Annotated in this window: 14 protein-coding genes; 5 read left to right on the top strand and 9 right to left on the bottom strand. The window is 60.9% G+C overall.

Translation table 11 applies throughout. The features are described from left to right. Window positions 1–185 precede the first annotated feature (185 nt). The 4 genes from CKO42_RS07050 to CKO42_RS07035 all read left to right on the top strand — a co-directional run bounded on the left by CKO42_RS07050 (window position 186) and on the right by CKO42_RS07035 (window position 2287). Window positions 186–1376, top strand: a complete 1191-nt coding sequence (locus CKO42_RS07050) for a hypothetical protein (RefSeq protein ID WP_200241101.1) — start codon at window positions 186–188, stop codon at window positions 1374–1376. Between the two features lie 72 nt (window positions 1377–1448). Then, the gene (locus CKO42_RS07045; protein ID WP_200241099.1) at window positions 1449–1727 is read left to right on the top strand and encodes a type II toxin-antitoxin system RelB/DinJ family antitoxin; all 279 of its coding nucleotides are present in this window, start codon (window positions 1449–1451) and stop codon (window positions 1725–1727) included. After that, the gene (locus tag CKO42_RS07040) at window positions 1699–2028 is read left to right on the top strand and encodes a type II toxin-antitoxin system YafQ family toxin (RefSeq protein ID WP_200241097.1); all 330 of its coding nucleotides are present in this window, start codon (window positions 1699–1701) and stop codon (window positions 2026–2028) included. Before CKO42_RS07045 ends, CKO42_RS07040 begins: the two co-directional genes overlap by 29 nt. 118 nt (window positions 2029–2146) lie before the next feature. Further along, window positions 2147–2287: a DUF433 domain-containing protein gene (locus CKO42_RS07035; protein ID WP_200241095.1), complete on the top strand. Its 141-nt coding sequence runs from the start codon at window positions 2147–2149 to the stop codon at window positions 2285–2287. Window positions 2288–2362: 75 nt separating this feature from the next. Here the strand turns inward: CKO42_RS07035 and CKO42_RS28465 are convergent, their stop codons facing one another. The 4 genes from CKO42_RS28465 to CKO42_RS07015 form a co-directional block, all read right to left on the bottom strand. Further along, window positions 2363–7012, bottom strand: a complete 4650-nt coding sequence (locus tag CKO42_RS28465; RefSeq protein ID WP_200241093.1) for a PAS domain-containing protein — start codon at window positions 7010–7012, stop codon at window positions 2363–2365. Window positions 7013–7225: 213 nt separating this feature from the next. Beyond that, window positions 7226–8446 (bottom strand): protein-glutamate methylesterase/protein-glutamine glutaminase, encoded by a 1221-nt coding sequence (locus tag CKO42_RS07025; RefSeq protein WP_420844279.1) that lies wholly within the window; start codon window positions 8444–8446, stop codon window positions 7226–7228. Window positions 8447–8709: 263 nt separating this feature from the next. Further along, entirely contained in the window at window positions 8710–9435 is a 726-nt protein-coding gene (locus CKO42_RS07020) for a response regulator transcription factor (RefSeq protein WP_200241082.1), read from the bottom strand. Between the two features lie 33 nt (window positions 9436–9468). Next, complete coding sequence (locus CKO42_RS07015) at window positions 9469–10611, bottom strand: EAL domain-containing response regulator (protein WP_200241081.1); 1143 nt, start codon at window positions 10609–10611, stop codon at window positions 9469–9471. 347 nt (window positions 10612–10958) lie between these two features. Between CKO42_RS07015 and CKO42_RS07010 the strand changes: the two genes are divergently transcribed. Continuing rightward, window positions 10959–16388, top strand: coding sequence for a PAS domain S-box protein (locus tag CKO42_RS07010; protein ID WP_200241080.1), 5430 nt, complete (start codon window positions 10959–10961; stop codon window positions 16386–16388). A 66-nt stretch (window positions 16389–16454) separates the two neighbouring features. Here CKO42_RS07010 and CKO42_RS07005 read toward each other — a convergent pair whose 3' ends face one another. The 5 genes from CKO42_RS07005 to CKO42_RS28245 all read right to left on the bottom strand — a co-directional run bounded on the left by CKO42_RS07005 (window position 16455) and on the right by CKO42_RS28245 (window position 24026). Beyond that, window positions 16455–17297 (bottom strand): CheR family methyltransferase, encoded by an 843-nt coding sequence (locus tag CKO42_RS07005; protein ID WP_200241079.1) that lies wholly within the window; start codon window positions 17295–17297, stop codon window positions 16455–16457. Continuing rightward, on the bottom strand, window positions 17294–18499 hold the full coding sequence (locus tag CKO42_RS07000) for a protein-glutamate methylesterase/protein-glutamine glutaminase (protein WP_200241078.1): 1206 nt from the start codon (window positions 18497–18499) through the stop codon (window positions 17294–17296). Before CKO42_RS07000 ends, CKO42_RS07005 begins: the two co-directional genes overlap by 4 nt. Further along, window positions 18481–18936 carry a chemotaxis protein CheW gene (locus CKO42_RS06995; protein WP_242479182.1) on the bottom strand — a complete coding sequence of 152 codons (456 nt, stop codon included), beginning with the start codon at window positions 18934–18936 and terminating at the stop codon, window positions 18481–18483. The genes CKO42_RS07000 and CKO42_RS06995 overlap by 19 nt, the downstream gene beginning before the upstream one ends. Window positions 18937–19057: 121 nt before the next feature. Beyond that, on the bottom strand, window positions 19058–20788 hold the full coding sequence (locus CKO42_RS06990) for a methyl-accepting chemotaxis protein (protein WP_200241075.1): 1731 nt from the start codon (window positions 20786–20788) through the stop codon (window positions 19058–19060). 64 nt (window positions 20789–20852) lie between these two features. Next, on the bottom strand, window positions 20853–24026 hold the full coding sequence (locus tag CKO42_RS28245) for a chemotaxis protein CheW (RefSeq protein WP_200241072.1): 3174 nt from the start codon (window positions 24024–24026) through the stop codon (window positions 20853–20855). Window positions 24027–24143: the final 117 nt, after the last annotated feature.

Genomic DNA, 24143 nt, shown 5'->3' with positions numbered 1-24143 from the left:
GTCGAGCCGCGCGCCGATGCCATCACCGAGGAACTGCTGGCCAAGGTGGACACAGATCGCCGATTTCTGAACCGACTCCTTCGCCCGTCGCAAAACGCGATTTGGTACATTGCATGGCCGCAGTTCATGGACCGAAGAGGCTATCCGTCATGAGTCGATCCCCAGAGGACACAACAAGAGTCAACTTGTACGACAGGCTGTTTGCACAACAACTCGAAGCTGGCGCATCAGCGCTTTTGGCGACCGAGACCGTCGTCGACGCCTATCTCGATAGCAAGCCAGCAACCCGAGGTAAACATCTCAAGGAAGCCGGGCATTGGGCACCGGCACTGAGCCGGCTTGCTCTGGAAGGCATGGCAACGGGGCAAAACCGCTTTCCGCTTACCTGGTCTGACCGCAAGGCGAAGATCAAGAACATCATCGGCTGGACCGTCAGCAATCAGTCGCCACGCGGCAGTGCATCAATGGCGGCGGCTATCCTTGATTTTTGGACAAGCGATTGGTTGACTTTGGCTGCGCGGCTCCGCCGGGGAGAGCCGGGACTTGATCCGAAATTGTTTGAGCGTCCGATCCTGAAACTGGGTCAACTGTTGATCCAGTTACCCTGGATCTTCGGTCTGCAAAACAACAACACCGCCGCCATCAACAATCTTCGACGGATTGGCGCGCGACGCGGCGACGCCAGGCTCGAAACGCGGCGTATCGAGGAACAACTCGGCCGACTCTTCGAATCGCGTGGATTCCGCGTCGTGCTGAACTGGCAACCCGTGAACGCATCCGATGCCCGCGTGGGCGAGGTCGATCTCATCTGCGCACTGGGTAGGATCGTACTGGTGTTGGAAGTGAAATCGACTTTCATCAGACAGTCGCAGCGCGATGCCTGGCTGCACGGAACGACGACACTGCGCAAAGCCGGCCACCAATTGCGCCGCAAGGTTCCAGCCGTCGAGCGTGCCCTGGCCGAGGGATCGGATCTGGCCGCTTCGTTGAATCTCACGGGTGACACTGGCTCAGTCTCGGTCCATGGCTGGATCGTCGATACCTCGATCGAATGCGACCATCAGCGATTCAGCGGCTTTCTCAAGGTATCCCTGGAGGAGGTATTGATTGCACTGCGGGACGACCGGCATTTGTTGAACGATCCGGAGGGCATCCTTTCCGGTCGATATCAAGAAGATGAGCTTGCGATAGTGGACGATGCTCACGCCGAGGCATCGCTTTACCCAACAGGTTTCACGGTGGAAGGTTTCATGGATGCGGTGGAGAAAGAGTCTGTTTGGGAAGAACGTCGCACACCCAAATCTGGCATCCGAGCGGCCAGCCACCGTCGCTGTCCCCTCGGCCACCAGCCGGCGCAGCGTAGCGCTCGCGCGTGAGCTCGATTGAAAGCCGACAATGACTGAGATACGCTGTATCTCAGTCAATGACACAGAAAGCAGGAGATCATGATGCCCACCACGTCGATGGTTCATGTTCGTATCGATGAGCAAACCAAGGCGCAGGCCACGGAAACCTTGGCGGCCATGGGTTTGTCGGTTTCCGATGCGGTTCGCGTTTTTCTCACCCGCGTCGTGGCGGAGCAGCAGCTGCCTTTTGCGCTGAAGGTGCCGAACGCTGAAACACGCATAGCAATGGCCGAGGCTGATGTCATGGCCAGCGCGCATCGCGCCCGCTTCAACAGTGCGACCGAACTCTTTGATGACCTCGAAAAGAACAACGGCCAGTAAGCGCGCCGTCTGTCCGCGTGCCGCTGACTATGCGAAGCGTTTTCGCAAGGACTGGGAGCGGCTGACAGGCTCTGGCCGGTTCGACATGACCCGGCTCAAGGAAGCGATGATGCTATTGATCGCCAACGATGCTCCGCTCGCACCGGAGTGGAAGGATCATCCCTTGGGTGGCGAGTGGATTGGGCATCGGGAGTGTCACATCGGTGGCGACTTCCTGTTGGCCTACCGGGTTGAGGATGTCGGCAAGCGTGGTCTGGTGATTTTGGTGCGGGCTGGCACGCACGCTGAATTGTTCGGCTAGCCGCGGTGCTGGTGACCCTGGTCAGCGTGGAGGAACGCGCCCTGGCGGCCATCCGCATCCTTTTCCATGCACAGATTCACAACACGACCCGTTCGCGAACCGGTTTTTGAGGATCACCATGGACATTGATCGAATCACCTTGAATCCGGCGGTGATGGGCGGCAAGCCCTGCCTCCGAGGTCTTAGGGTCACAGTGGGAACCGTGCTCGGTCTCATGGCCGAGGGCATCAGCCGGGAGCGCATCACCGAGACTTGCTGAGGCTTGAGCAAAAAAGCCTTCCAAAATAAGTGAAGGGTGAAGTAAGAAGGGTGGACGGTGGAAGGGCCAACTGGGCTAGGCTAGAGGCAACAGGAATTGCATCTGGGTACCACGACCTAGGGTCGAGCGAACCGTCAGGCCGGCGCCGGAGCGCGAGACGAACTCACGCACCATGAAGAGGCCGAGGCCGTGGCCACGTTGTTGCGTCTTGGTTGAGAACAGGGGCTCGAACATGCGCTGGATCACCGGCTCGGGGATGCCGCTCCCGGTATCGCTGACCTGAATGATGGCATAGTCGCCGGCGCTGAGATCGCCCACCATCAGCGACGGATAGCCCGGCCAATGCTTACGTTGAGCGGTGATGCTGAGTTCGCCGCCTTCGGGCATGGCGTCGCGGCCATTCAGGGCTAAGTTGAGCAAGGCCGCTTGCAGAAAGCCGGCGCTGGTCTTGGCGCTCAGTCCCGGCTCGATCTCGAGCTGCCAGTGCACCGATTCTGGCAGCATCATGCGCAGAATATCCGAGAGCTCTGTGAGTGGCGGCTCGAGCGGAGTCGGGCGCAGCGGTACACCACCGGCTCGGCTCAAGGCCAGCATGCCCGAGGTGATGACCTTGGCCTGGCCGAGGACGCTGGTCATCTCATCGATCACCTGATGGCTTTCGTCGTCCGCTGGGCTCGAGCTGACGAAGCTGCGCAGAAAGTAGAGATTGGCGTCGAGTACGGCCAGCACATTGTTGAAATCATGCGCAACGCCACTGGCGAGATGACCAATGGTTTCGCGTTCTTTGGCATTGACGAGATCCTGAGCGAGCTGGGCTTCGTGCTGAATGGTAGCGATGCGCTGACTGATGAACCGCAGCAGCTCGCGCTCCGCGCTGCTGAGATGAACGTGCGGTCTGGCGCTCCAGAGTTGGGTCACGAGCCATCTCGGTGGTGAATCGTCGCTTGGCCAGCGTGAGGCGAGCAGAATCAGGCTGCTATAGCCTTGGGCGCGAATCGGTTTTGGCACCAACTCGCCCGTGATCAACCGTGGCTGATCGGAGAGCTGATCAGGGTCGGCAAACAGTGCCTCAGTGACGGCGCGTGCGGCGAGCCCAGAGGGTTCGGCGGCGTTGGCTGGGATGCGCACCAAGCGGTGATAGGGCTTGTTAGGCCGGCGCCAACCGGTTTCCGAGATCGCCATGTCAAGCGCCTCGTTGGCGATCTCGAGCAGCGCAGCGGCCTCATCAGTGGGCTCGAGTCCACGGTTGCTGAGGTCGACCAAGCGCTCGAGATTTTCGGCATAGTGTTGCAGAGCTTGCTCGGCCGTGCGTCGCTGACGCTCGGCCTGCTGCACATCGGTGACATCGAGGGTGCTGCCGCGATAGCCGCGCAGGCTGCCATCGGCGCCAAAGATCGGCTGACCATCGACACTGGTCCAGAGTCGCTGGCGATCGGCCTTGAGCAGCGGACACAGCAGCGCGTTCCAGGGCTGGGACTGCTGCATCAGCGCGAACGCCTTCGCCTTGAGCGCCGCGCGCTCGGGCTCCGGGATGAGGTCGTAGAAGGCCTTGTGACCGATCAACGTCTCGGGGGCATAGCCGAGCAGGGTCTTGGCGACCGGGTTGACATAGGTGTAGATGCCGTCGCTGTCGATCTCCCAGGTCATCATGCGGCTCTGTAACGCTAGGGCATCGTAGCGCTCGGTGCTGCTGCGCAGATCGGCGAGGACGCGCTCCCGCTGCAGGGCGCCAACCAGGGCGCCGGCCAGGCCGCTGAGCAGATGCAAATCAGATCTTGCCCAGTCGCGTTGCTGACGCACGGCATCCAGACCGACGAAGCCCATCAAGCCTTGCTTGTCCATGAGCGGCACCAGCAGCAGCGATTGAATCTGTTGCCGCTCGAGGTCTTTGCGCAGCAGAGCCCAGTCTTCGCCAAGGTCGGCGACACGCGCAATGACAACGGCTTCCGCTTCAGTGAGCAGGCTCAGCATTGGGCCTAATTCGCTGGTGCGGATACCTTGCAGGCTGTCGATGCTGGCAGTGACGCCAGGTGCGACCCATTCGTCGGTGTTGCTGAAGGATTCGGTGCCACTGTCGGCCAGAAACAGATAGGCGCGATCCGCGCTGGTCAGTTGCCCAATCTTTGCCAGCGTTTGTTGGATCAGGTCGCCAGACGCGAGCGTGGTAGGACCGACAAAGGCCGTGGTGAGGGCGACGAGCTCGCGCTCTAGCCGTTCGCGTGCGATCAGCTCGAGCTCGGCCTGCTTGCGCTCGCTGATCTCGAGATGGATACCAATCATGCGCAGTGCTTGGCCATCCGGGCTGCGCTCGACGATGCGGCCGGTGCTCTGAATCCAGACCCAATGGCCGGCTTTGTGCTGCATCCGGAACTCGCACTCGAAGAGCGCCGTGTCGCCGTCGAGATGGGCCTTCAGGTGCTGTTCGATGCTGGGTTGATCATCAGGGTGGAGTCGCTGTTTCCAGGTGGTCTGGTTGGTTGGCTGCAGCTCGGTCAGGGTGTAGCCGAGCATCTCGGCCCAGCGATCGTTGCAGCGGATCTCTTCGCTCTGCAAGCGCCAGTCCCAGGTGCCGACACGGGCGCCTTCGATGATCTGCTCGAGGCGCTGGCGCTGCTCCCAGAGTGCTTTCTCGACTGCCTTGCGGTCGGTGATCTCGGCGGCGACGCCGACGACGCGACAGGGTCGGCCAGCGGCATCGCGGATCAGGAAGCGGCGGTCAGCGATCCATTTGAGCTCGCCGGCCGGGGTCAGAATCCGGTATTCGACGGTATCGAGATGACCTCCTGTCACCAGCGCCTCGCGACTCAGGAGCACCTGTTCACGATCAGCCGGATGGATGCTTTCGCGCCAGACGTTGCGATCCGCGCAGACGGCGGCGATCGGTCGCTCCCAGATGGTTTCGAAGGCGCGACTGACATAGATCAGCCGATCCTGTTCGAGCTCGTAGACCCAGAACACCTCTTCGATGGTCTCGGTCAGCTCGAGCAGCCGCGCCTCATTGGCACTGAGCCGCTCGAGCGCCTCGCGTCGTTCGGTGTCGTCGCGCTGCACACCGATATAATGGGTGATCCTGCCTTCAGCATCGATCACTGGGGTCAGGTTGACGGTGCACCAGAACAGGCTGCCGTCCTTGCGATAGTTGCGCAGCGTGGTTCGGCAGGGCTTGCCCTCGGCGAGCGCAGCGCGCAGCGCCTGGCGTTCGGGCTGATCGCGATCGGTACCCTGCAGTATTCGACAGTCTTGGCCGAGCATCTCCTCGGACGTATAGCCCGTGAGGCTCTCGAAGCCCTTGCTGACGAAACGCACCGGATGGTCTCCATCGCCGGTCCGCTCGGCGATGACGATGCCGGTCTCGGCTTGAGAGAGCGCATCGAGCATAAACTGATGCTCGCGGCGCAGCGCGCGCTGCTCGCGCTCCTGATCTCGCTCCGCGACCAAGCGCGTGAAACTGGCTTGGAGGCGTTCGCCAATCGCGGTCAGGGCGCGAGCGGCCATGACCTGCTCCTTGATCCGGCTTGGTGGCAACGCTGGCATTGGGGCGCCGGAGTCGATGAGGGCGGGGAGTGATTCCGCCGCAGCGATCAGGTCTTGCAGCGGCTTTGCCAGCCATCGGCTCAGCCAAGCGGCCGCGATGAGCGCGATCGCCGTCCAAACCGTCAGCATCACCAACCAGGGCCGCAGCCAAGCATGGACCTTGTCGATCACTGGCTCGCTGTTGAGTTCGATACGGAGCCCGGTGATACCCTCGATAGCCGCTAACGGCTGGCTAAAGCGGTAGCGCACCTGTTGCCAGTCGACCAGGTTGATGGGTGGCTCACCGGTGGCGTTGATCAACTGCAGACCGTCGTGTTGGGCGAAGGGGTGTGCCAAGTCATCAACCTCAGCAACGACCAGCGGCAGTCTTTGAATGGATGGCTCCGCGGTCTGCGGTAGCTGCTGGGCGAGTCGGGATTCAAGCCGCTCAGTGGCTTGAGCCAACGCGCTTGGTGCTGGAGACTGCGCCGCTGTTGCGATCAGCATCTCCTCCGCCGCGGCGCCAAACAGCTGCAGCTGCTGGGTCAGTTCGGACTCGAGCCGGTATTGGAGGTCACGGGTGCCGATCAAGATCAGGGTCGCTGCCGGGAGCAGGGTGCCGGCATTGATCAGCGTAAAGAGCAGATCGCGATGGGAGATGCTGGCTGGACGTCTCTGTAGCACGGCGACCAGGATCAGCACCAGTTCAGCGAGCACCGCATTGATGATGTCGTTGACGACATGCGTCAGTAAGGACAACAGCGCGGTATCGATGCTGAGTTCGCGCCCGATCAACGTGCAAGCGAGGGTCAGGGGCGTGCCAAGCAGCAGCCAAAAGAGTCCGATCAACAGGGGCAGGGCGGGCCGCTCGCGCCCGGCTCGCCGGGCCCAGGCGAGGGACGCAGACAGGAAGACAACCTGTGCTCCAATGAGCGCAAAAACAAACGGATGGCCACATTGCAGCGAGGTCACGCTGGCCAAGGCGACAGCCGTGATCAGCGCCGCTGGCAGGCCAAGCCAGACGACGGCCAACAGCAGGGGGACGAGCCCGAACGTGAAGTGCAGGCCGTAAAAAAGGGGCAGATAAAACAGGCTACCCGCTGCCGCGCTAGCGGCCAATAGCAGCAGCAAGCTAAGCGACTGGATGCCTTGACGCAGTGACGACTGTTGTTTGCGTTGGCTGGATGTCTGATCCCGGAACCATCGAGCCATCAGCGCGGCCCCTTGAGACGGCATTGCTTGTCGGCGGATCGGCAAGGTCGCTGGGCCAACAGAGAGTCGGCCCGCATGGCCACACAACAGAGCAACAACATGTGCCTAGTATCACCGAAAGTCCGGGGGTGATAAAACCTTCCTGGATCGATGGATGGATGGCCATTTTGAGAAACGGCCTCGGCAGGGCGGAGGCCGTTGTAGTGTTAGCACCTATCGGGCTGCAGCGAGGCGCGCCCGTGCGGACCCCTGTTGTGGCTGGACAAGCCTGCGAATGGGCTTGGGCCCGGGAATGAGCCCAGGTGCTTGCGATACTGGTCGCTCACGGCGATCGAGCGTCGGCTGCTGGAGCGTCTGCTGCTGACCGCGAGCGATGCTGTTGGCCATCAGCCGTTGCGGTACCTGTTCCAGCGCGGCGACCTCACTTGCGGCGCCTTGCAGAATGGCTTCTCGCGGCATGCCAAAGACGACCGAGCTGGCTTCATCCTGAGCGATCGTCAGCGCGCCGGCCTCGCGCATCGCCAGTAGGCCTGCAGCGCCATCCTTGCCCATGCCGGTCAGGAGCGCGGCTCTGGCTCGCTTGCCGACCTGCTCAGCGGCCGAATAAAACAGCACGTCGACTGAGGGTCGATGGCGGTTCACTTCCGGGCCCGCATCGAGGCGCGCAACGTATTGGTTGCCGCGGCGTTCGACCTTGAGGTGCTGGTCACCCGGGGCAATGTACGCATGTCCCCACAGCAAGGGCTCGCCGTCCTCGGCCTCTTTCACCGAGAGCAGACTGCTGCGGTTAAGCCGTTCGGCAAACGAGCGGGTGAACCCGGCGGGCATGTGCTGAACGATCAACACCGGTGGGCTGCCGGCTGGCAGTTGTTCGAGCACGCTGCGGATGGCCTCGGTGCCGCCGGTGGAGGCGCCGATGAAGAGCAGCTCGTCGTTCGCTGTGAGACCCGCCGCGGTTGCCGGGATCGGACGGGCCAACCGAATCGGTGCTGAAATCGGGCGTGGCTTGGGCAGCAGGGCGTGCGAGCGCGCCGCAGCGCGGATCTTGGCGATGATCCCTGTGCGCTCGGCTTCGAGGCCTTTACGCATGCCGATCTGCGGCTTGGCGACGACATCCCGTGCGCCGAGCGCCAAGGCGCGCCGGGTTTCCTCGGTACCCGGCTGGGTGCGCGAGGAGATCATCAGCACGGGCATCGGGCGCAGGCGCATCAGGCGCTCGAGAAAGTCTAGGCCGTCCATGCGCGGCATCTTGATGTCTAGGGTCAGCACGTCCGGGTTGTGGATCTTGATCAATTCGCGTGCCTCGATCGGGTCAGAGGCGACGGCAACCACTTGCATATCTGGTTCACCGTTGATGATCTCGCAGAGCAGCTCGCGGACGCTGGCCGAGTCATCAATGCAAAGCACTTTGATCTTCTGGGTATTTAGCATAATGATCATCCAAAATGAGCTGGTTCTGCCTGCGGCGGCGTTGGTCTTTTCGCCGCCTGGAGCATGCATCGGGGAGGTTGCTCCCGCGGACTTGCTACCGTTGATGAAGATGCTAAAACAACCCGAGGATGGGTTTGGTAAAGAGTTGTTAAGTTGGTCGGAGGTGGCGAGCGGGCTGAGTGGGTTGGCTGTCGCGATGACAGCGGCCGAGTCCGTCGGTCGAGGGGCTTCGTCGAGGGCTCAGTCGCGGATATCCGTCGAGGATGTCAGCTGAGGTCTGCTTGGCTCGGGACGGCGTCCTTGCCTTCGAGCCGCAAGCGGTAGCCAAAGCCGCGTATCGGGCCAATGACCAGCTCATCGAAACCCGCTTCGCGGAGCTTGCGGCGGATATTGCCGACATGGACATCGATGCTGCGATCGCCCGGGTCTTGTGGGCCGCGGTTGCTGAGCCGTTCGCGACTCACGGCGCGGTTATGTTGTCGAAGCAAGATCCCCAAGATGCGAGCCTCAGTTCCGGTCAGGGTCAAGGCTGGGGTTGATACGCCCTCTCGGCTCAAGGATTGGTTGGTCGTATCCAAGCGAAATGGGCCCAGCTCGATCATCCCCGCGGGCGCCCGCTCGAGTGCGCGTCGACGTAAGACAGCGCGAATCCGGGCGAGCAGCTCATCGGTCGCAAAGGGTTTGACGATGTAGTCGTCAGCGCCGGCGTCCAGGCCTTCGATGCGATCTTCCAGCTCCATGCGTCCGGTGATGATGATCACCGCGACCGAGGTGGTCGCGACCAGCTCGCGCGCGATGTCGATGCCATCCTCGTTGCCGAGATTGAGATCGAGCAGGACCAGATCGGCTGCGGTTTTGCGGTAGGCCAGGCGCAGCGATTGACTGCTATCGCTGAGGGTGACCTGGTAGCCGGCCTTGATCAGGTTGCGCTGGAGCGCGGAGCCCATGCGGTGATCGTCTTCGACGACGATGATGCTGGCCTTGTCGCCCATCGTGGTAAGGGTTGTCAGTGGACCAATCGGTGGTCAGAGCACAAATTGCTCGATCGGTACCGGCCGACCAAAGAGGTAGCCTTGCAAGCGATCGACGCCCATCTCGATCAGCCGATCGCGTTGCGCTTCGGTCTCGACGCCCTCGGCCACGACCTTGAGGTGCAGGCTGTGGGCCATATGCACCATTGAGGCGATCAGATTGGCGGATTTCTCGGAGTCGAACATCTCGGCAACGAACGAGAGATCGATCTTCAAAGCGTCATAGGGGAGCTCGGCGAGGGCGCGGATGCTCGAGTAGCCGATGCCAAAGTCATCGATGGCCAAGGAGGCGCCGCCAAGTCGCAATTGCGTGGTCAGCTCACGCATCTGTTGCAGGTCCGGCAGAACGGCGGTCTCGGTCAGCTCGATCATGATGCGGCTGCTGCCAGCAAAGGCATCGACTAGGTGTTTCACCATCGCTGCAGCCTGGGTGCTTTCGACGTTAGCCGCCGACAGATTAACCGAGATAAAGTCGAGCCCCAGTGGCCTCAGGCGTGGCTCGAGCTCGATCAGTCGCTCGCTGAGGACGCGGGTCAGCTCCATGATCAGCCCTGAGCGTTCGGCGAGCGGGATGAAGGCGCCGGCGCCGAGGACGCTGCCATCGGGCAGGGATAAACGGGCCAAGACTTCGGCGCCGACCGGTTTCAGGCTGCTCGCCAGCAGAATCGGCTGGAAGTAAGGTTTGATGCGCCCGGCGCTCAGGTGCTCACGCAGGGTCTCAACATCAAGCGCTTCCTGCGGCTGCGCGGGCGTCTTTTTGGGGCGTTCTGGTGGCCGGCAGCGTGCGAGCACTTCGGGAAGCTCGCGCACGAGGTTAGCCTTATTGATGGCACCGTAAACGGCCAGCCCGTTGCCTTGGGCAATGCGCCTGGCGGTATCTAGCAACTCGTCAGCGTGTCCGGACAGAAAGACGACCGGAACGTTCGCGTGATGCTCAGCGAGCCAGCCGAGGACGTCGACGCCGGTTTCAGTGCCCAAGCCCAAGTCCAGCACCACGACATCTGGCACCTGGTGTTCCATGTCTTCGCGTAGGCCTCGGCTGGTCGTCTGAAAACGGACCTTGTGGCCAAGCGAGCCGGCAAACCGGCGCAGGGTTCGCTCCATCCGTGGGTCATCATCCAAGCAGGTGAGAATCATAAGTCTTTCATTTGTCGCAGTTCGCGAACGCGAGATGCCTTGGTAAATCCTGGTTGTGATGGCGACTTATGCGCGCCTCGGCAACAGCTCTCGCTCTTCTTCAAAATCGTCGTTGCGGATTCTAGCCTAGTCTCTGGCGGCAATCTGAGAGAATAGTTAATTTGTTTGACCGCTGCGCGCTCTGAGCTGTGAACCAGATCACAGTGCTGCGGTGAAGATCTGACCGACTTAGGGCTCTCAGGCTAGGCTCCGATCCAAACGTGCCTCACCTTTTCTGCGAGGTCTTTTTGCACCAAAAATCTCCTAGCAGCCTCGCTTGCGATGCTGCTGCCCCTTTGCTCAACAGTGTGTCCCCTTCGATCCGGCTTGCGATCTTTTTGCTGCTGGGGCTATGGGCCGTTGTCGGGAACACGATCACGTTACCGTTATTTTTCGGTTTCGCGCTCTTGTTCGGCTCCATCCCAGCATTCCTGGCCCTGTTTTGGCTTGGCCCGCGTGCGGGTCTGCTGGTGGCCGCACTCGCTGGCAGCGCGACCTGGGTGCTTTGGGGGCATCCTTACGCCATGGTCATTCAGGTGGTCGAGATCGGCTTCGTCGCCTGGCTGCGGCTGCGCGAGGCACGCCATTGCCGTCAACAACCGGCATTCGCCGCGGCCGATGCCTTGTTTTGGGTGGCCCTCGGCATACCGCTGACCTTGGTCTTATACCATGTCACGCTTGGGCTGGAGTGGGTAGCGATCTGGCTGATCGCGCTCAAGCAGGCGCTCAACGGCATCATCAATGCAGCCGCCGCTGGGCTGGTGACGCTGGCGGTCGCGTTGGTTTTGGATCTGCGCCGAGCGATTACCTTCGATCGGATCTCATTCAACGTGCTCGTGCTATCGCTGCTGTTGCCGGCCTTGTCGCTCAGCGTTTGGCAGAACCAGGATTTGGTGTCCTCGTTTACCCTCGATCCGCGGTTGTCGCTCGATCCTGCCGCGTTTGCCTCACCATTACGTGACCAGGTCCAGCAACGGCTGTTGGAGCTGTTCTCGGTTTTGCTTGCGTTGGCGTTGTTCGCGATCGCCATCGCCCGCTGGCTCAGCGCCTGGCTAACGCGGCCGTTGCACCAGCTGATCGCGTCGACCCAGCATCTGCCAGAGGTCATTGCCGGTACAGAGCCGATTGGGCGCTTGAGCAAGACGCCCATCCGCGAGGCCGATGAGCTGGCCGAGTCCATTGCCGGGATGGCGCTCTCCCTGCGCACAAGCTTTCAGCAGCTCGAGCAAGAGAAACAGCGCCAGAGCCAGCAGCAGGCGATTGCCAGTTTGCAAGCCAAGTTGCTCGCCGAGCTGATTGAGCAACAGGCTGATGAGGTCGGGTTTAGTGAGTCGCTGGCTGTCGAGCTGGAGAGGGTGTTGCCCGGCTACGCCTGTCTGCTGCTGAGGCAGTCACCCAATGGTGAGCTCAAATCGATGCGACCTGCGCGAACCTCGGTCGCTGGCGTCGATCTGACTCACATCGCCGCCAATCCCACGTTCATCACCTGCTGTGAGCAAGCGCTGCGCACCTCTGAGTGCTGTCCAGTGGAGGTGACAAACATCGGAGCTGCAGCGACTGCCTCGACTGCAGGTCCTTCTGCGCAGCTTGGGGCCCTTGTGCTACAGGGACGGGTGTTGCCGATAGCCGGTCATACCAGGGTCCTGATCGCGCTCGAGGAGCAGGGTGCCAGACATCAGCAGGATGCGATCGATGCCGCCTTTGCCCACGATGTGATGGAGGTTGCCGCTCGGCTTGCCGGTGTCGCCTTCGACGCACTGCAATTGCGCTACAAGCACCAGGTGCTGATCGAGGCCCTGTCGCAGGCGCAGACAGGGGTGCTGATCACCGAGCGTGTCAACGGCGACGATCTGGTGAGCTACGTCAATTCTGGGTTCGAGGCCATGACCGGCTACACCGCCGCTGAGACCATCGGGAACAATTGCCGCTTCCTGCAAGGTGCGGATCGCTCGCAAGAGGCGCGCAAGCAGATGCGTGATGCGCTGCGTAATGGCGGCGCCTGCAGCGTGATCTTGCGCAATTACCGCAAGGATGGGAGTCGGTTCTGGAACTCGCTGCATCTGTCTCCGATGCGCGACCATGAGGGACAGGTTACGCATTACATCGGGGTGCAGCAGGATGTGACCGATGCGATCGAAACCCTAGAGCGCTTGCGTGACAGTGAGAACTCGCTGCGCCGGCAAGAAGAACGCTATCGGCTGATGGTCGAGAATGTCGAAGACTTGATCGTGCGCATCGATCTGCAGGGGCGCTTCGAATTTGTGAGTCCGTCGTATTGCCGCACCTTCGGGTATAGCGAGGATGAGCTGCTTGGCCATAGCTTCTTGCCGCTCGTGCATCCTGACGACCGCAGTACCGCATCGGCAGAGATTGAACGCCTGCTTGTCCCGCCGTACACCCACAACATCGAGCAGCGCGAGAAGACCGTGAATGGTTGGCGCTGGCTGCAATGGTCGAGCACCGCGATTCGCGATGCCCAGGGCGATGTGGTGGCGATCACTGGGGTGGGTCGCGATGTCACCGCGCGTAAGCAGGCAGAGGCCGCGCTTGCCGGCCGTGAGGCCATGGTCAGTGAACTGCTGGCGCTGGCGACCGGCTTTGTCAGCGAGTCCGATGAGTCCAATCATGCCAATACCGAGCAGGCGCTAGCGCGGGTGGGTGATTTCATCGGTGCCGACCGCAGTTACCTGTTCGCGTTCAGTGCGGATGGTCTCGAGGTGGATAAGATCCTCGAGTGCACGGCTGAGGGCGTTGCCCCGATGCTGCAGCAGTACGCAGGTCAAGCCACAGACAAGCTACCGATGATGCTCGCGCAGCTTGCCGTCGGTGAGCCGGTAGTGATTGCTGATGTGGCTGAATTCGGCGCCAGCGTTTGGGTCAAGGAGCGGCAAAAAAATGAGGCGCAGACGGCCTGTGCCCTGGTCTTGGTGCCGTTGCAGCTCGAGGGGCAGCTGTTCGGATTTGTTGGCGTCGAGATGGTGCGGCAGCCGCGTCAATGGAGCACCGTCGAGACGCAATTCCTGCAGCTGTTCGCCAACATCCTGGTCGCGAGCGAACAACGCACGCGCTCACTGGGGGCGCTGCGCCAGAGCAATGTGCGCTATGACACCCTTGCCCGGCAGAGCCGGACGATCGCTTGGGAGGTCGACGCCCAGGGGCGGTTTACCTATGTGAGCGATGTCTCTGAGGCCGTGCTCGGTGATCCTCCTGCAGCGCTGTTGGGGCGTCATTACAGCGACTATCTGGGCCAGCATAAGGCGGTGGAGCGCAACGCCGAGTTGGCCAACCTCATGGCTCGTCAACAACTGCTCGAAGACCTCATCGTGCCATTTCAAACTGAGGCGGGCGAGCGCTTGTGGCTGGCAATCGACGGTGCACCTGTGCTCGGCGATGATGGTCAACTGCTTGGCTATCGCGGCACGACAAGGGACGTCACTGAGCGCCAACGCGCGCTGCAGCGAGTGGCCCAAAGCGAGGCGCGCCTGAGCGCGATCTTTGAACATTCCCCTTTGGGTATTGCGCTGGTTGGTCAAGATCGTCGTCCGCTACTGGTCAATCAGGCCTTGCTGCAGCTCCTTGGTACCAAGGCCGAGGTCCGGATGCAGATGCGATTTGACGCCTTTACCCACCCCGATGATCTGCGCGAGATGCTGGGTGCGTTTCAGGGCTTGTTTGCCGCCGAACAACCGGCTTATCGCTTCACTAGCCGCTACTGGCGTAGCGACGGCAGCATGCTGTGGGGTGATCTGAGGCTCTCGCTGTTATCCTCGACCCTGGATGCCGAACCCTTGGCGTTGGCTATCCTCGAGAACGTTACTGAGCTGCATGACGCCCGCAATCGCCAGCGTGTGGCCGAGCAAGAGCTGTCGGATTATGCTGAACAGCTTGAGCACATGATCGATGTGGTCAATCTGTCACAGCCCTATATGGACCAGATCGAGTCAGTGCTCCGGATGGCACGTCGTATCCTCAGACTGCAGGAGGCCGCGGTCTGGCTGATCGGCGATGATGGTCGCAGCGATCAGCCCCTGTTGTGGGTTTCTCAGGACGATGATCCACTGATGACGGCCTTGCCGCAGGCCTTGGTCGCCAAGGCCGAGGCCGAATTGGGCAGCCCAGTACTGATCTCAGGAAGCGATGCGAGGAAGGCGCGACAGACGACGGAGCAGGATGACCGGGTCATGGTCGGCTTGATGCTGGATTCACTCACGCCGGACGGTCATCCAGAGCGCCTATTACTCAGTCTCGATGGCAGTCTTGATGGCAGCGCGGCGATTGCTCAGCTCGATCTTGGACAGAGCCAGTTGTTACGCCTGATGGCCCAGCGCATTGCCGCGGTGCGCTATCGCCAGCACCTGCAGGAGAATCTGGTTGAAGCACGGGAGCGCGAGACCATTGGCCACCTGGCCAGCGGCGTCTCACATGACTTCAACAACCTGCTCGGTGTGATCGACGCCAATCTCTTCTACGTTGCGAGTGCCTTAGAGGATCAGCAGGATGCTGACCCGGAGATCGAGCAAGTTATTGCGGAGACGCTCAGTGCCTTAGGGCAAGCCAAGGTCATCACCTCTGGCATGTTGACAATGAGCAGTTCCGGCAAGATTCCCCTTGAACTGCTCGATATCACGGAAACGATCGCCGAGCTGGCGCAGATCATCGAGCAGGTGTTGCCTGCGCGTATCCGCCTTGCGCTAGACCTCAAGCCCGGATTGCAGGCCTTGAGTAACCGCGCATTTTTGCAATCGGCACTGCTAAACCTCTCGTTGAATGCCCGTGATGCCATCCATGAAGAAGGCACCTTGACGATAACGGCCCGGCCCCGGCGCTGCGATGCGGAGACTCCGCTGATCATTGGCGACTTGCCGACGCAGGATTGTGTTGAGATTCAGGTCTGCGACAACGGCACGGGCCTGTCACCGGAGTTGCTCAGCAAAATCTTTCGGCCGTTGTTTACCACGAAGACCAAGAGTCGGGGGCATGGCTTTGGTTTGTTCATGGTGCGTGAATTCGTGTTAAGGACCCAATCAGCCCTTAACGTCGACTCTGAGCTCGGTGCCGGCAGTTGCTTCCGGCTCTTGCTGCCTGCCGATGCACCAGCAGCGGCCCCGCCCACTGAGCCAGCGACCGTGAAGCCTCGCATTCATGCGCTGGAATTGAGCGAGGTGATTCGCGCTGAGAATCCCTCAAAGGATGCTCTCTCGAGCCAGCCAGATGCCAGCCAGCCAGCCGCGAGCGAGCCGGTTTTGAGCCAGTCGGTCGTGAGCGAGCTGATCGAGCAATCGGACATCCCTGACGTCCAGGCAGCGCCGTTAGACAAGGATAGGCTGCACATCCTATTGGTCGAAGATGATCGTCGCGTGCGAGATGCGTTATCACGGGTTTTGCGGGTCAACGGCATCGAGGTCGAGACCGCGGAGCAGGGCCAGGCGGCCCTTGAGCGATTGGCGCAGATGAAGACGCCCGTCGACCTGGTGCTCTCTGATATTGCGATGCCGGTGATGGACGGACTGGAGCTGCACGCGCGCTTGGTCAGGCAGTATCCAACACTACCGGTGATCTTGATGACCGGCCAACAGGCGCTCTGGGATTCGCCGCTTAATCACTGGGGCGAGCCGACCCTCATCCTGCGCAAGCCGATCGAGTTTAGTACCCTGAAAGATGCGATTCAGCAAAACATCTCATCCCGCGCAACCGCTGATTGGCCCAGCACGATCGCTCCACCGAGAGACGGCAGTTGAGTCGCCGCGTGGCTGCACGACTGATAGACATTGGCTGCGAGCTGGCCGTAACCGGCCTGCCTCGATTTAGCGTTTCTTGGTGTAATAGAGCGTGCGCAGATAGCGTTGTGGCTCCCATTCTGGACAGAGGCCGGAGATCGACTCGGTGCTGCCGATGAGCAGCGCACCCTCTGGTGCGAGGAGTCGGCCGAGGGCCTTGAAGAGGCGGATCTTGTTCGGCTCGTCGAAGTAGATGGCGACGTTGCGACAAAAGATGATGTCGAAACGGCCCGGGATCGCGATCGGCTCGAGCAGGTTGGCTTGACGGAAGGTGGCCATTGCGCGCAATTCGTCACGCACCTTCCATTGCGACCCTGCTGGCTCAAAATAGCGGCTGAGCTGCAGTGGCGAGATCCCTCGGGTCAGCTCGAGCTGTGTGTAATGCGCGTAGCTGGCCGCGGCGATGGCCTCCTGAGACACGTCGAGCCCGAGGATGCGAATGTCATAGCCGCTGAGGTCTCCGATCACCTCTTTGAGGACGATCGCGGTCGTGTAGACCTCCTGGCCGGTCGAACAGGCGGCGCTGAGAATCCGGATTGGGACTGGCTTGATACGCTCTCGGTTGCGCCGATCGATCAGCTCCGGGAGCAGTTTGTGGCGCAAGAGCTGAAACGGCGCCTGGTCGCGGAAGAACGAGGTCTCGTTGGTGGTGATGGCGCTGATGACCTTGGCCTGCAGCTGTCGGGTCGGATCGGCCTTGATCTTCTGCAGGAGTTCTCGCCATCCGCCCGATTGGGTCTCGCGCAACAAGGCACCCAAACGAGACTCGATCAGATAGCCTTTGCTGGCATCCAGCCGCACGCCGCATAGGCTGGCAATAAAGCTACTCCACGCGGATCGCTCATCCTCCTGGAGGGGCGGAACGGTCACCGATCGCGCCCAGAGACGCGGGCGACCACACGATCAGCAATGGCGTCGAGGGGTAACACGCTATCCACCACCCCGGCCTCGATCGCGACCTTGGGCATGCCATAGACCACACAGCTGGCTTCGTCTTGTGCGATGACAAAGCAGCCGTGGCGTTTCAATAGGCGGAGGCCTAGGGTGCCATCACTGCCCATTCCGGTCAGGATCAAGGCGATGGCTCGGCCGGGGAAGTGATTGGCGGCCGAGCGAAACAGATAGTCGACCGAAGGCCGACAATGATTTTCCGGCGCTGCATCGGTGATTTGGATGATCTTCTGCCCCTGTTCTGAACGCGCAAGTTTCATGTGGCGCCCGCCTGGGGCGATATAGACGGAGCCCGGCTCAGCGACACTGTCATGCTCGGCCTCGTAGACCTTGAGCGCACTGCGCTCACCCAGATGCTCGGCTAATGATTTGGTAAAGATGGGCGGCATGTGCTGCACGATCAGGACCGGCACCTCGAGCGCCGCGGGCAATGCCGGAATCAAACAATCAAGGGCATTCGGCCCGCCGGTGGAGACACCAATCAAGACCATCTCGGGCGGGGGCAATCGGACCTGGCGAGCCGAGGCTGGCACTCCCTCAGGCTGCAGTGCTGAGTGGGGGGGTGCCGCTAAGTCGGTGCTCTTGGTCGTCGGACCAATTGGTGGCAGACCTGCGCTCGCTGTTGGCGGTTTGGCGGCCGTTGCGCTTGGACTGGGCGGGCTCGATGGCGGCCGTTGCGGCTGCGCGCGGAGGATCTGGCGCACGTTGACGCGCACCCGGAGCGCCTTCAAGCGCGGGGCAAGCTCTTCTCGCAGAAGGTTCAGGCTCTGCTCAGCGTTGGTTGCGCTCGGCTTGGTGATAAAGTCAAACGCACCCAGTTGCATCGCCTTGATGGCCAGGTGGCCGCCTTTGTGGGTCAGGGTGCTCAAGACGATGACGATCGGCGGATTCGGCAGCTTCTTCAGCGCTTCCAGTACCGCTAAGCCATCTATTTCTGGCATTTCCATATCCAGCGTCATTAGATCTGGCTGCAGCGCTTGCAGTTTCAGCAAGGCCTGGCGTCCATTGGGCGCTTGACTGATGGTCTCAACCTCTGGGAATGTCTTCAGCGCCTCGGTAATGACTCGGCGGAATAGGCTGGAGTCATCGACCACCAGGACGTTCATTGTTTCTCTGGCCATCTGAACAGCACCTCTGGATCAAGGATCGCTGTCAAATCGTCCCCGTGGCGCCAGATCCCGAGCAGGCGGGAGCGCAGCGACGGCTCGAGGCTACTTGGGACTGGCTCAACCTGATCCTGGTCTAGGTTGAGGGCCTCGATGACTTGATCGACGAGAAAACCATAGTGCTCCTGCTGGTGCTCAATGATTAATAACCGAGCCTCCGGGCTGATCTCAACGCGACCAATATCGAGGTGAGCCGCGGCGTCAATCACCGTGACGATGCGCCCGCGCAAATTACGGATGCCAACTACCTCGTCGGGTGCCCCATAGACTTGCGTCAGCTCTCCAACCCGAATCACCTCCTGCACCAGTTGGGCATTGATGGCAAACAGCCCGCCACAGAGTCGGAACGCAGTGACTAATTCTTTTTCTTTTAGTGGGTTGGATGCGTTCATGGGCATAGCCTTCGAGGCGTGGCGGTTCTCATCAATCTGGTCAGGGTATCCGGCGAAATTATCCGGTAAAAATGCACGGCAAAAGCGTCCGGTAAAAGCACCCGCTAAACCAGGGGTCGCATTACATCGAGAACTTTCTCACCATGCTCTGCAGCTCTTCCGCTAAGCGCGACAATTCTGCCGAGCTCGCGCTGACCTGCTCACCGCCGGTGCGGATCTCGTCGGTGGCGATGGTCACTGCTGCCAGATCACGGGCAATCGATCCGGAGACGGTCGAGATTTCACCCACCTGATCATTGGCCATGCGCACGCCTTCTGAGGTTTGGGCGATATTGCCCGCGACGTCCTGGGTGACCGTTGCCTGTTGCTCGATCGCCGAGGCGATGCTAGATACGATATGACCGATCTCACCAATCACGCCGGTGATCTGCTCAATGTCGGTGATCACGCTGCCGGCGCTGTTCTGGACGCCACTGATCTTGAGCTTGATGTCCTCGGTTGCGGTTGCGGTCTGCTTTGCGAGTTCCTTGATCTCATTGGCGACGACGGCAAAGCCTTTGCCAGCAGAGCCGGCGCGAGCGGCCTCGATGGTGGCATTCAGCGCTAGGAGATTGGTCTGCGATGAGATATCGGTGATGGTCTCGGTCACCTGCCCAATCTCTTGCGCGGCATCGCCGAGCTTGTGCATCAGTTGTGAGACTTGGCTGGCCTGAGTGCCGGCTTGTGTGCTGATGGAGCGCGCCTTCTCCGAGCTGGAGGCGATCTCGCCAATGGTCGCGCTCATCTCTTCGGTCGCACTGGCCACTGACGAGAGACTGGCTGTCGCCTGCTGCATCGCGGCGGCGACCGAAGCCGTGTTGGCGCTGGCCTCCTCAGCGGCGGCAGCTACCGTGTTGGTTCTGCTCGATAGCTCTTGCACGCTTTGTTCAGACTGGGTACTGATGCTGGCCAGCTCCGTTGCCGAGGACGCCACTGTTTGCGCGTTGCCGGTGATGTCACTAATGATCTGGCGGATGTTGGCGATCAAGGTCGCGGCGGCTTTCGCTAAATCTCCCAGCTCATCGCCACGGCGAACATCGTTGCTGTCCGCTGCAACGGAAAAATTACCTTCCGCCATGGTTGCGAGCAGGGAAGAGATTCGCTTCATTGGGCCAGAGATGTGACGATTGAGCAGCAGCCCCAGGGCAATGGCCAACAAGACGCCAATCACGGTGACGACGAGCATGACCAGCTCGAGCCGCTTCGCTAAAGCAACCGAAGCCTTTGTCATCTCGGAAAAGTGCTCGTCTTCCGCGGCGATCACCTGCTCGAACAGCGCGCCAAGCCGCTCCGATGTAGGGATCATGCGGTCGACTGCGGTACGGTACTGACGATAAAGCGATGCGCGTTGCAGATCGTTATTGCTATTGACAAAGCCCGCGAGATAGCGGTCAAGCTCTTGGTAGTGATCACGCCAAGCCTGATAGGTGACTTTTAACTCCTCCATGAGTTGCTGAGTATGCTCAGTCACGCGCGGGGTCTGTTGCAATCGCTCCCATGCCGAATCCACAAGCGTCCAGCTCTCATTACGCTCTTGCTGAATACGCCTGTAAGAGTTCAGGGCAACTTGCTGCTCAGCATTTTCATCGATCCAAACGTCCAGGGTTTGAGCGCGGATGCTCATGCGTTGAGCATTGAGCTGGGATAAGGCTTCAAGATCAGGGATGCGGACGTCCACGACATAACTCAGACTTTGTTGGATCTGGTTCTTGCCATAGATCCCGACGCCACCGACGATCATGGTCACCGCGGCGACAAACAGAAAGCCGGTAAGCAGTTTGGCATTGATGCTAATGTTGTTGAGGCCAATCATCGGTAGTGCTGCCTTGATGGTGTTTCGGTGTTTTAGTGAATAAGATGATGATGTGGATCGCAGCCTATTGGCTGAGCTGCCTGACCTGGGCTAGCAGTTGCTCTCGGTCGAGCTTGATTTGATAGTGCTCGATACCTGAGGCTTTAGCGCGTGCAAGGTCTTCGTTACCCGCTAATGAGGTCACTGCAATGATCGGCAGAGCTGCGGTGCGGCTATCGTTACGAATGCGGCTGGCGAGCTCAAAGCCATTTAAGCGTGGCATTTCGATATCCGTGATTACCACGCGTACAGCGTCGAGTTTGTCTAACAAGAGCGACCAAGCCGCTTCGCCGTCGGGTGCGTCCCAGACGTTGTAGCCGGACTCCTCAAGGAATTTTTTCATCTGCGCGCGGAAGAAGTCGGAATCCTCTGCGAGAAGCACGTTGACGCCCTCGCCAACCTGTTCCTGCGTGTCTTCGCCTGCAGCCTCATGCCAGTCGGGATGGACTGCGGTGACCAGTTCGTGCATGTCGGCGATAAAGACGGTTCGATCTTGGAAGATGGTCGAGCCGGTGATGCCAGGCTGCCGGTGTGTCCGCTGATCGATCGCGGCCTCACTTTGCACCACGTCGACCGGCAGTGTCCCGAGCAGGCCGACCTCGCGGCCCGCGACGCTCGAGACCAAGACCACGAGATCAGAGGATGCCTCGATCGAGCCGGAGCCGGTGACATCGGCAATGGCCACCAAGGGCAGGGAGCCACCACGATAGTGCATGGTTCGACGATTGCCGAAGTGCTGGACCTGCTCGGGGCGAATGCGCTCGATACGCTGTACCGTGTCGAGCGGCAGGGCACAGGGCTGATCCGGTGCATTGTGAAACAGGAGCAGCCAATACACATCGCGCAAGCGCCGGTTCTCGGCCTGGGCTGCCAACTGAGCGGCGCGCATCGAGCCCGAGACGGAGGTGACGCCGGCCTTGCTCGAAAGGCCAGCGATGTCCAGGATCAGCGCCACCGTGCCGTCGCCGAGAATGGTGGCCCCGGAGTATTCGTGCAGATGCTTCAAGCGTCGGCCTAGCGGTTTGACCACGACCTCTTCGGTGTCGTGGAAGGCGCCGACGGCAAGGGCATAGGACAGGGTCCCGGTCGTGACGATGGCGATTTCAACCGCGGAGGCCGCTGCGCGCCGCCGCTCGATGCCCTGGCGGGGGACCACCTGATCCGCTTGCAGCGCTTGGGTCTCGGTCAGTGCGCTGCTCTTCGCAGGCTGTGCGGAGACAGGTTGATCGAGTCTCAGCTTCGGCGCGCGTCGATCAGCGATGCGGATGCGTCGATCGATCTCGCGCTGATCGCTGCCTGGAACCTGATAGGTCGGCAGGATACCCAGCACATCGGTGAACCGAATCAGCGGCAGGACGCGATCGCGGAGCAGCAAGACCTCGCGATCACCGACGATCTCCAGGCGCTTACTGACCTCTTCCGGGCGCAGGCGCAGCAATTCTTCGATATTGGCCTGCGGGATGGCGAAGCGCTCTTGCTCCACCGAGACGATCAGCGAGGGGATGATCGCGAGGGTGAGGGGCAGCTTGATGCGAAAGGTGGTGCCCTGGCCAAGCTCGGAGTGGATCTCGACCTGCCCGCCGAGTCGGTCGAGGTTGGTCTTGACCACATCCATGCCAACGCCGCGACCGGAGACATCGGTGACCTGCTCAGCGGTTGAAAAGCCGGGCAGGAAGATCAAGGCCTGCTTGTCTGGCATCGACATGCCCTGGACGCTTTCTTGGGCAATTAGTCCTTTGCGCACCGCTGAGTCGGCGAGTGCATCGGGGTCGAGACCTTTGCCGTCGTCGGCGATCTCGACGATGGCTTGACCGGCCTCGTAGCGTGCCTCGATGCGCAGCTGACCCATCGGTGGCTTGCCCTTGCTGCGGCGCTCTGGCTCGGTCTCCAAGCCGTGGTCAACCGCGTTGCGCAGCATGTGCGTCAGGGGATCGGATAGTCCCTCGATCAGGGTCTTGTCCAGGGCCACCTCCTTGCCGATGATCTGCAGATCGACCTGTTTGCCGAGCGTCTGCGAGAGATCCCGCACCACCCGAGGAAAGCGGGCGAAGACATTCCCCATCGGCTGCAGCCGGGTCTGCATGATCACATCCTGGAGCTCGGCGGTGATCTGGTTGATGCGTTGATCCACGCTCGATAACAACAGGCGGTCATCCATCGCCACCGCAGTGCGGAGCTGGTTGCGGCTCAGCACCAATTCGCCGGCCAGATTCATCAGGTCTTCCAAGAGCTTGACGCTGACCCTAAGGGTATCGTCCGTGGTCGCTTTGGAGCGCTCGGCATCCGCCGTTGGCTCTGGCTTTGCCGCCTGCTCGGATGTCGCTGCCCGCTCGGATGTCGCCACCGGAGGGCACTTCGCGGCAGGTTGCGCGAGCGCGGTGGGAGCGGGATCAGTGAGCGCTTGGGCGGAGGGTGCTCTCTCCGGCTCTGGCTCCGGCTTTGGCTCCAGTTCTGGCCCAAGCAGCGGATGGATGCGGCTCAGGTCGATGTCCGCAAAGAGGTGGCTGATCGTCGCTTTCTCGAGCGGGGTTGCGATCACCAACTGCAAGGGTAGGGGGCGGTCCAGGTCATGCTCCAAGGTGCCGACGACTTGGGTATTGACGATGCAGTCGAGCAGCTCAGCACTGTCCCACAGGCTGTCGAAAAAGTGGAAGATGTCGCTGCCCTTGCCTTCGATATCCTGCGCAAGGTCGAACTCCACCAGATAGATGGAATGGGCGTCGCGGATCACCCGGTCCACATCGACCTTGGGTAAGCTGACCGGACCGAGCGGCGAGTCGAGGATCTGATCCTCGTTGAGCGAGGCCTTTTGCGCTTGGGGCAGATAGGATGAGGCCAGGTCGTTCAGGCTCTGCAACAACGCCGTATTGTCGGCCTGTTCGCTGCTGGCCGGATCATCGAGCATCGTGCGCAGTGTATCGAAGGCATTCAGCAACAGATTGATGACTTCCGCATTGGGCGTCATCTTATCGCTGCGCATCATGTCCAGGACGGTCTCGGCTACGTGCGCTAACTCCTTCACCTGGACCAGGCCGAAAAAGCCGCTACCGCCCTTGATCGAGTGGGCTGCGCGCAAGACCTTGTTGATCAGTTCCTTGTCCGCGCTGGCGCCATCTTCCTCGATGGTGAGGAGATCTTCCTCAATGGTGGCAAGATGCTCCTGCGCCTCGTTAATGAACTCTTGTAGCAGCTCATCCATCGTCTGGTTCTCGGTTTACGGCTGGTCCTGCGTTAGTCCCCTAAGTGCGATCGTTGCCGCGGAGGGGGCGCGGAGGAGTCGCAATGATAGAGTGCCTGGATGGCTGGCGAAGTGACG

Source organism: Lamprobacter modestohalophilus (genome assembly GCF_016583905.1).
Lineage (GTDB): Bacteria > Pseudomonadota > Gammaproteobacteria > Chromatiales > Chromatiaceae > Lamprobacter > Lamprobacter modestohalophilus.
Note: the sequence above shows the minus strand (reverse complement) of the source record. Positions and strands in the feature narration are given on the sequence as shown.

Excerpts from the sequence above, each read along its gene's own strand:
- CKO42_RS07045 (WP_200241099.1), top strand. The coding sequence starts at position 1,449 with ATGCCCACCACGTCGATGGTTCATGTTCGTATCGATGAGCAAACCAAG.
- CKO42_RS07040 (WP_200241097.1), top strand. The coding sequence starts at position 1,699 with ATGACCTCGAAAAGAACAACGGCCAGTAAGCGCGCCGTCTGTCCGCGT.
- CKO42_RS07035 (WP_200241095.1), top strand. The coding sequence starts at position 2,147 with ATGGACATTGATCGAATCACCTTGAATCCGGCGGTGATGGGCGGCAAG.
- CKO42_RS28465 (WP_200241093.1), bottom strand. The coding sequence starts at position 7,012 with ATGGCTCGATGGTTCCGGGATCAGACATCCAGCCAACGCAAACAACAG.
- CKO42_RS07020 (WP_200241082.1), bottom strand. The coding sequence starts at position 9,435 with ATGGGCGACAAGGCCAGCATCATCGTCGTCGAAGACGATCACCGCATG.
- CKO42_RS07015 (WP_200241081.1), bottom strand. The coding sequence starts at position 10,611 with ATGATTCTCACCTGCTTGGATGATGACCCACGGATGGAGCGAACCCTG.
- CKO42_RS07000 (WP_200241078.1), bottom strand. The coding sequence starts at position 18,499 with ATGGCCAGAGAAACAATGAACGTCCTGGTGGTCGATGACTCCAGCCTA.
- CKO42_RS06995 (WP_242479182.1), bottom strand. The coding sequence starts at position 18,936 with ATGAACGCATCCAACCCACTAAAAGAAAAAGAATTAGTCACTGCGTTC.
- CKO42_RS06990 (WP_200241075.1), bottom strand. The coding sequence starts at position 20,788 with ATGATTGGCCTCAACAACATTAGCATCAATGCCAAACTGCTTACCGGC.
- CKO42_RS28245 (WP_200241072.1), bottom strand. The coding sequence starts at position 24,026 with ATGGATGAGCTGCTACAAGAGTTCATTAACGAGGCGCAGGAGCATCTT.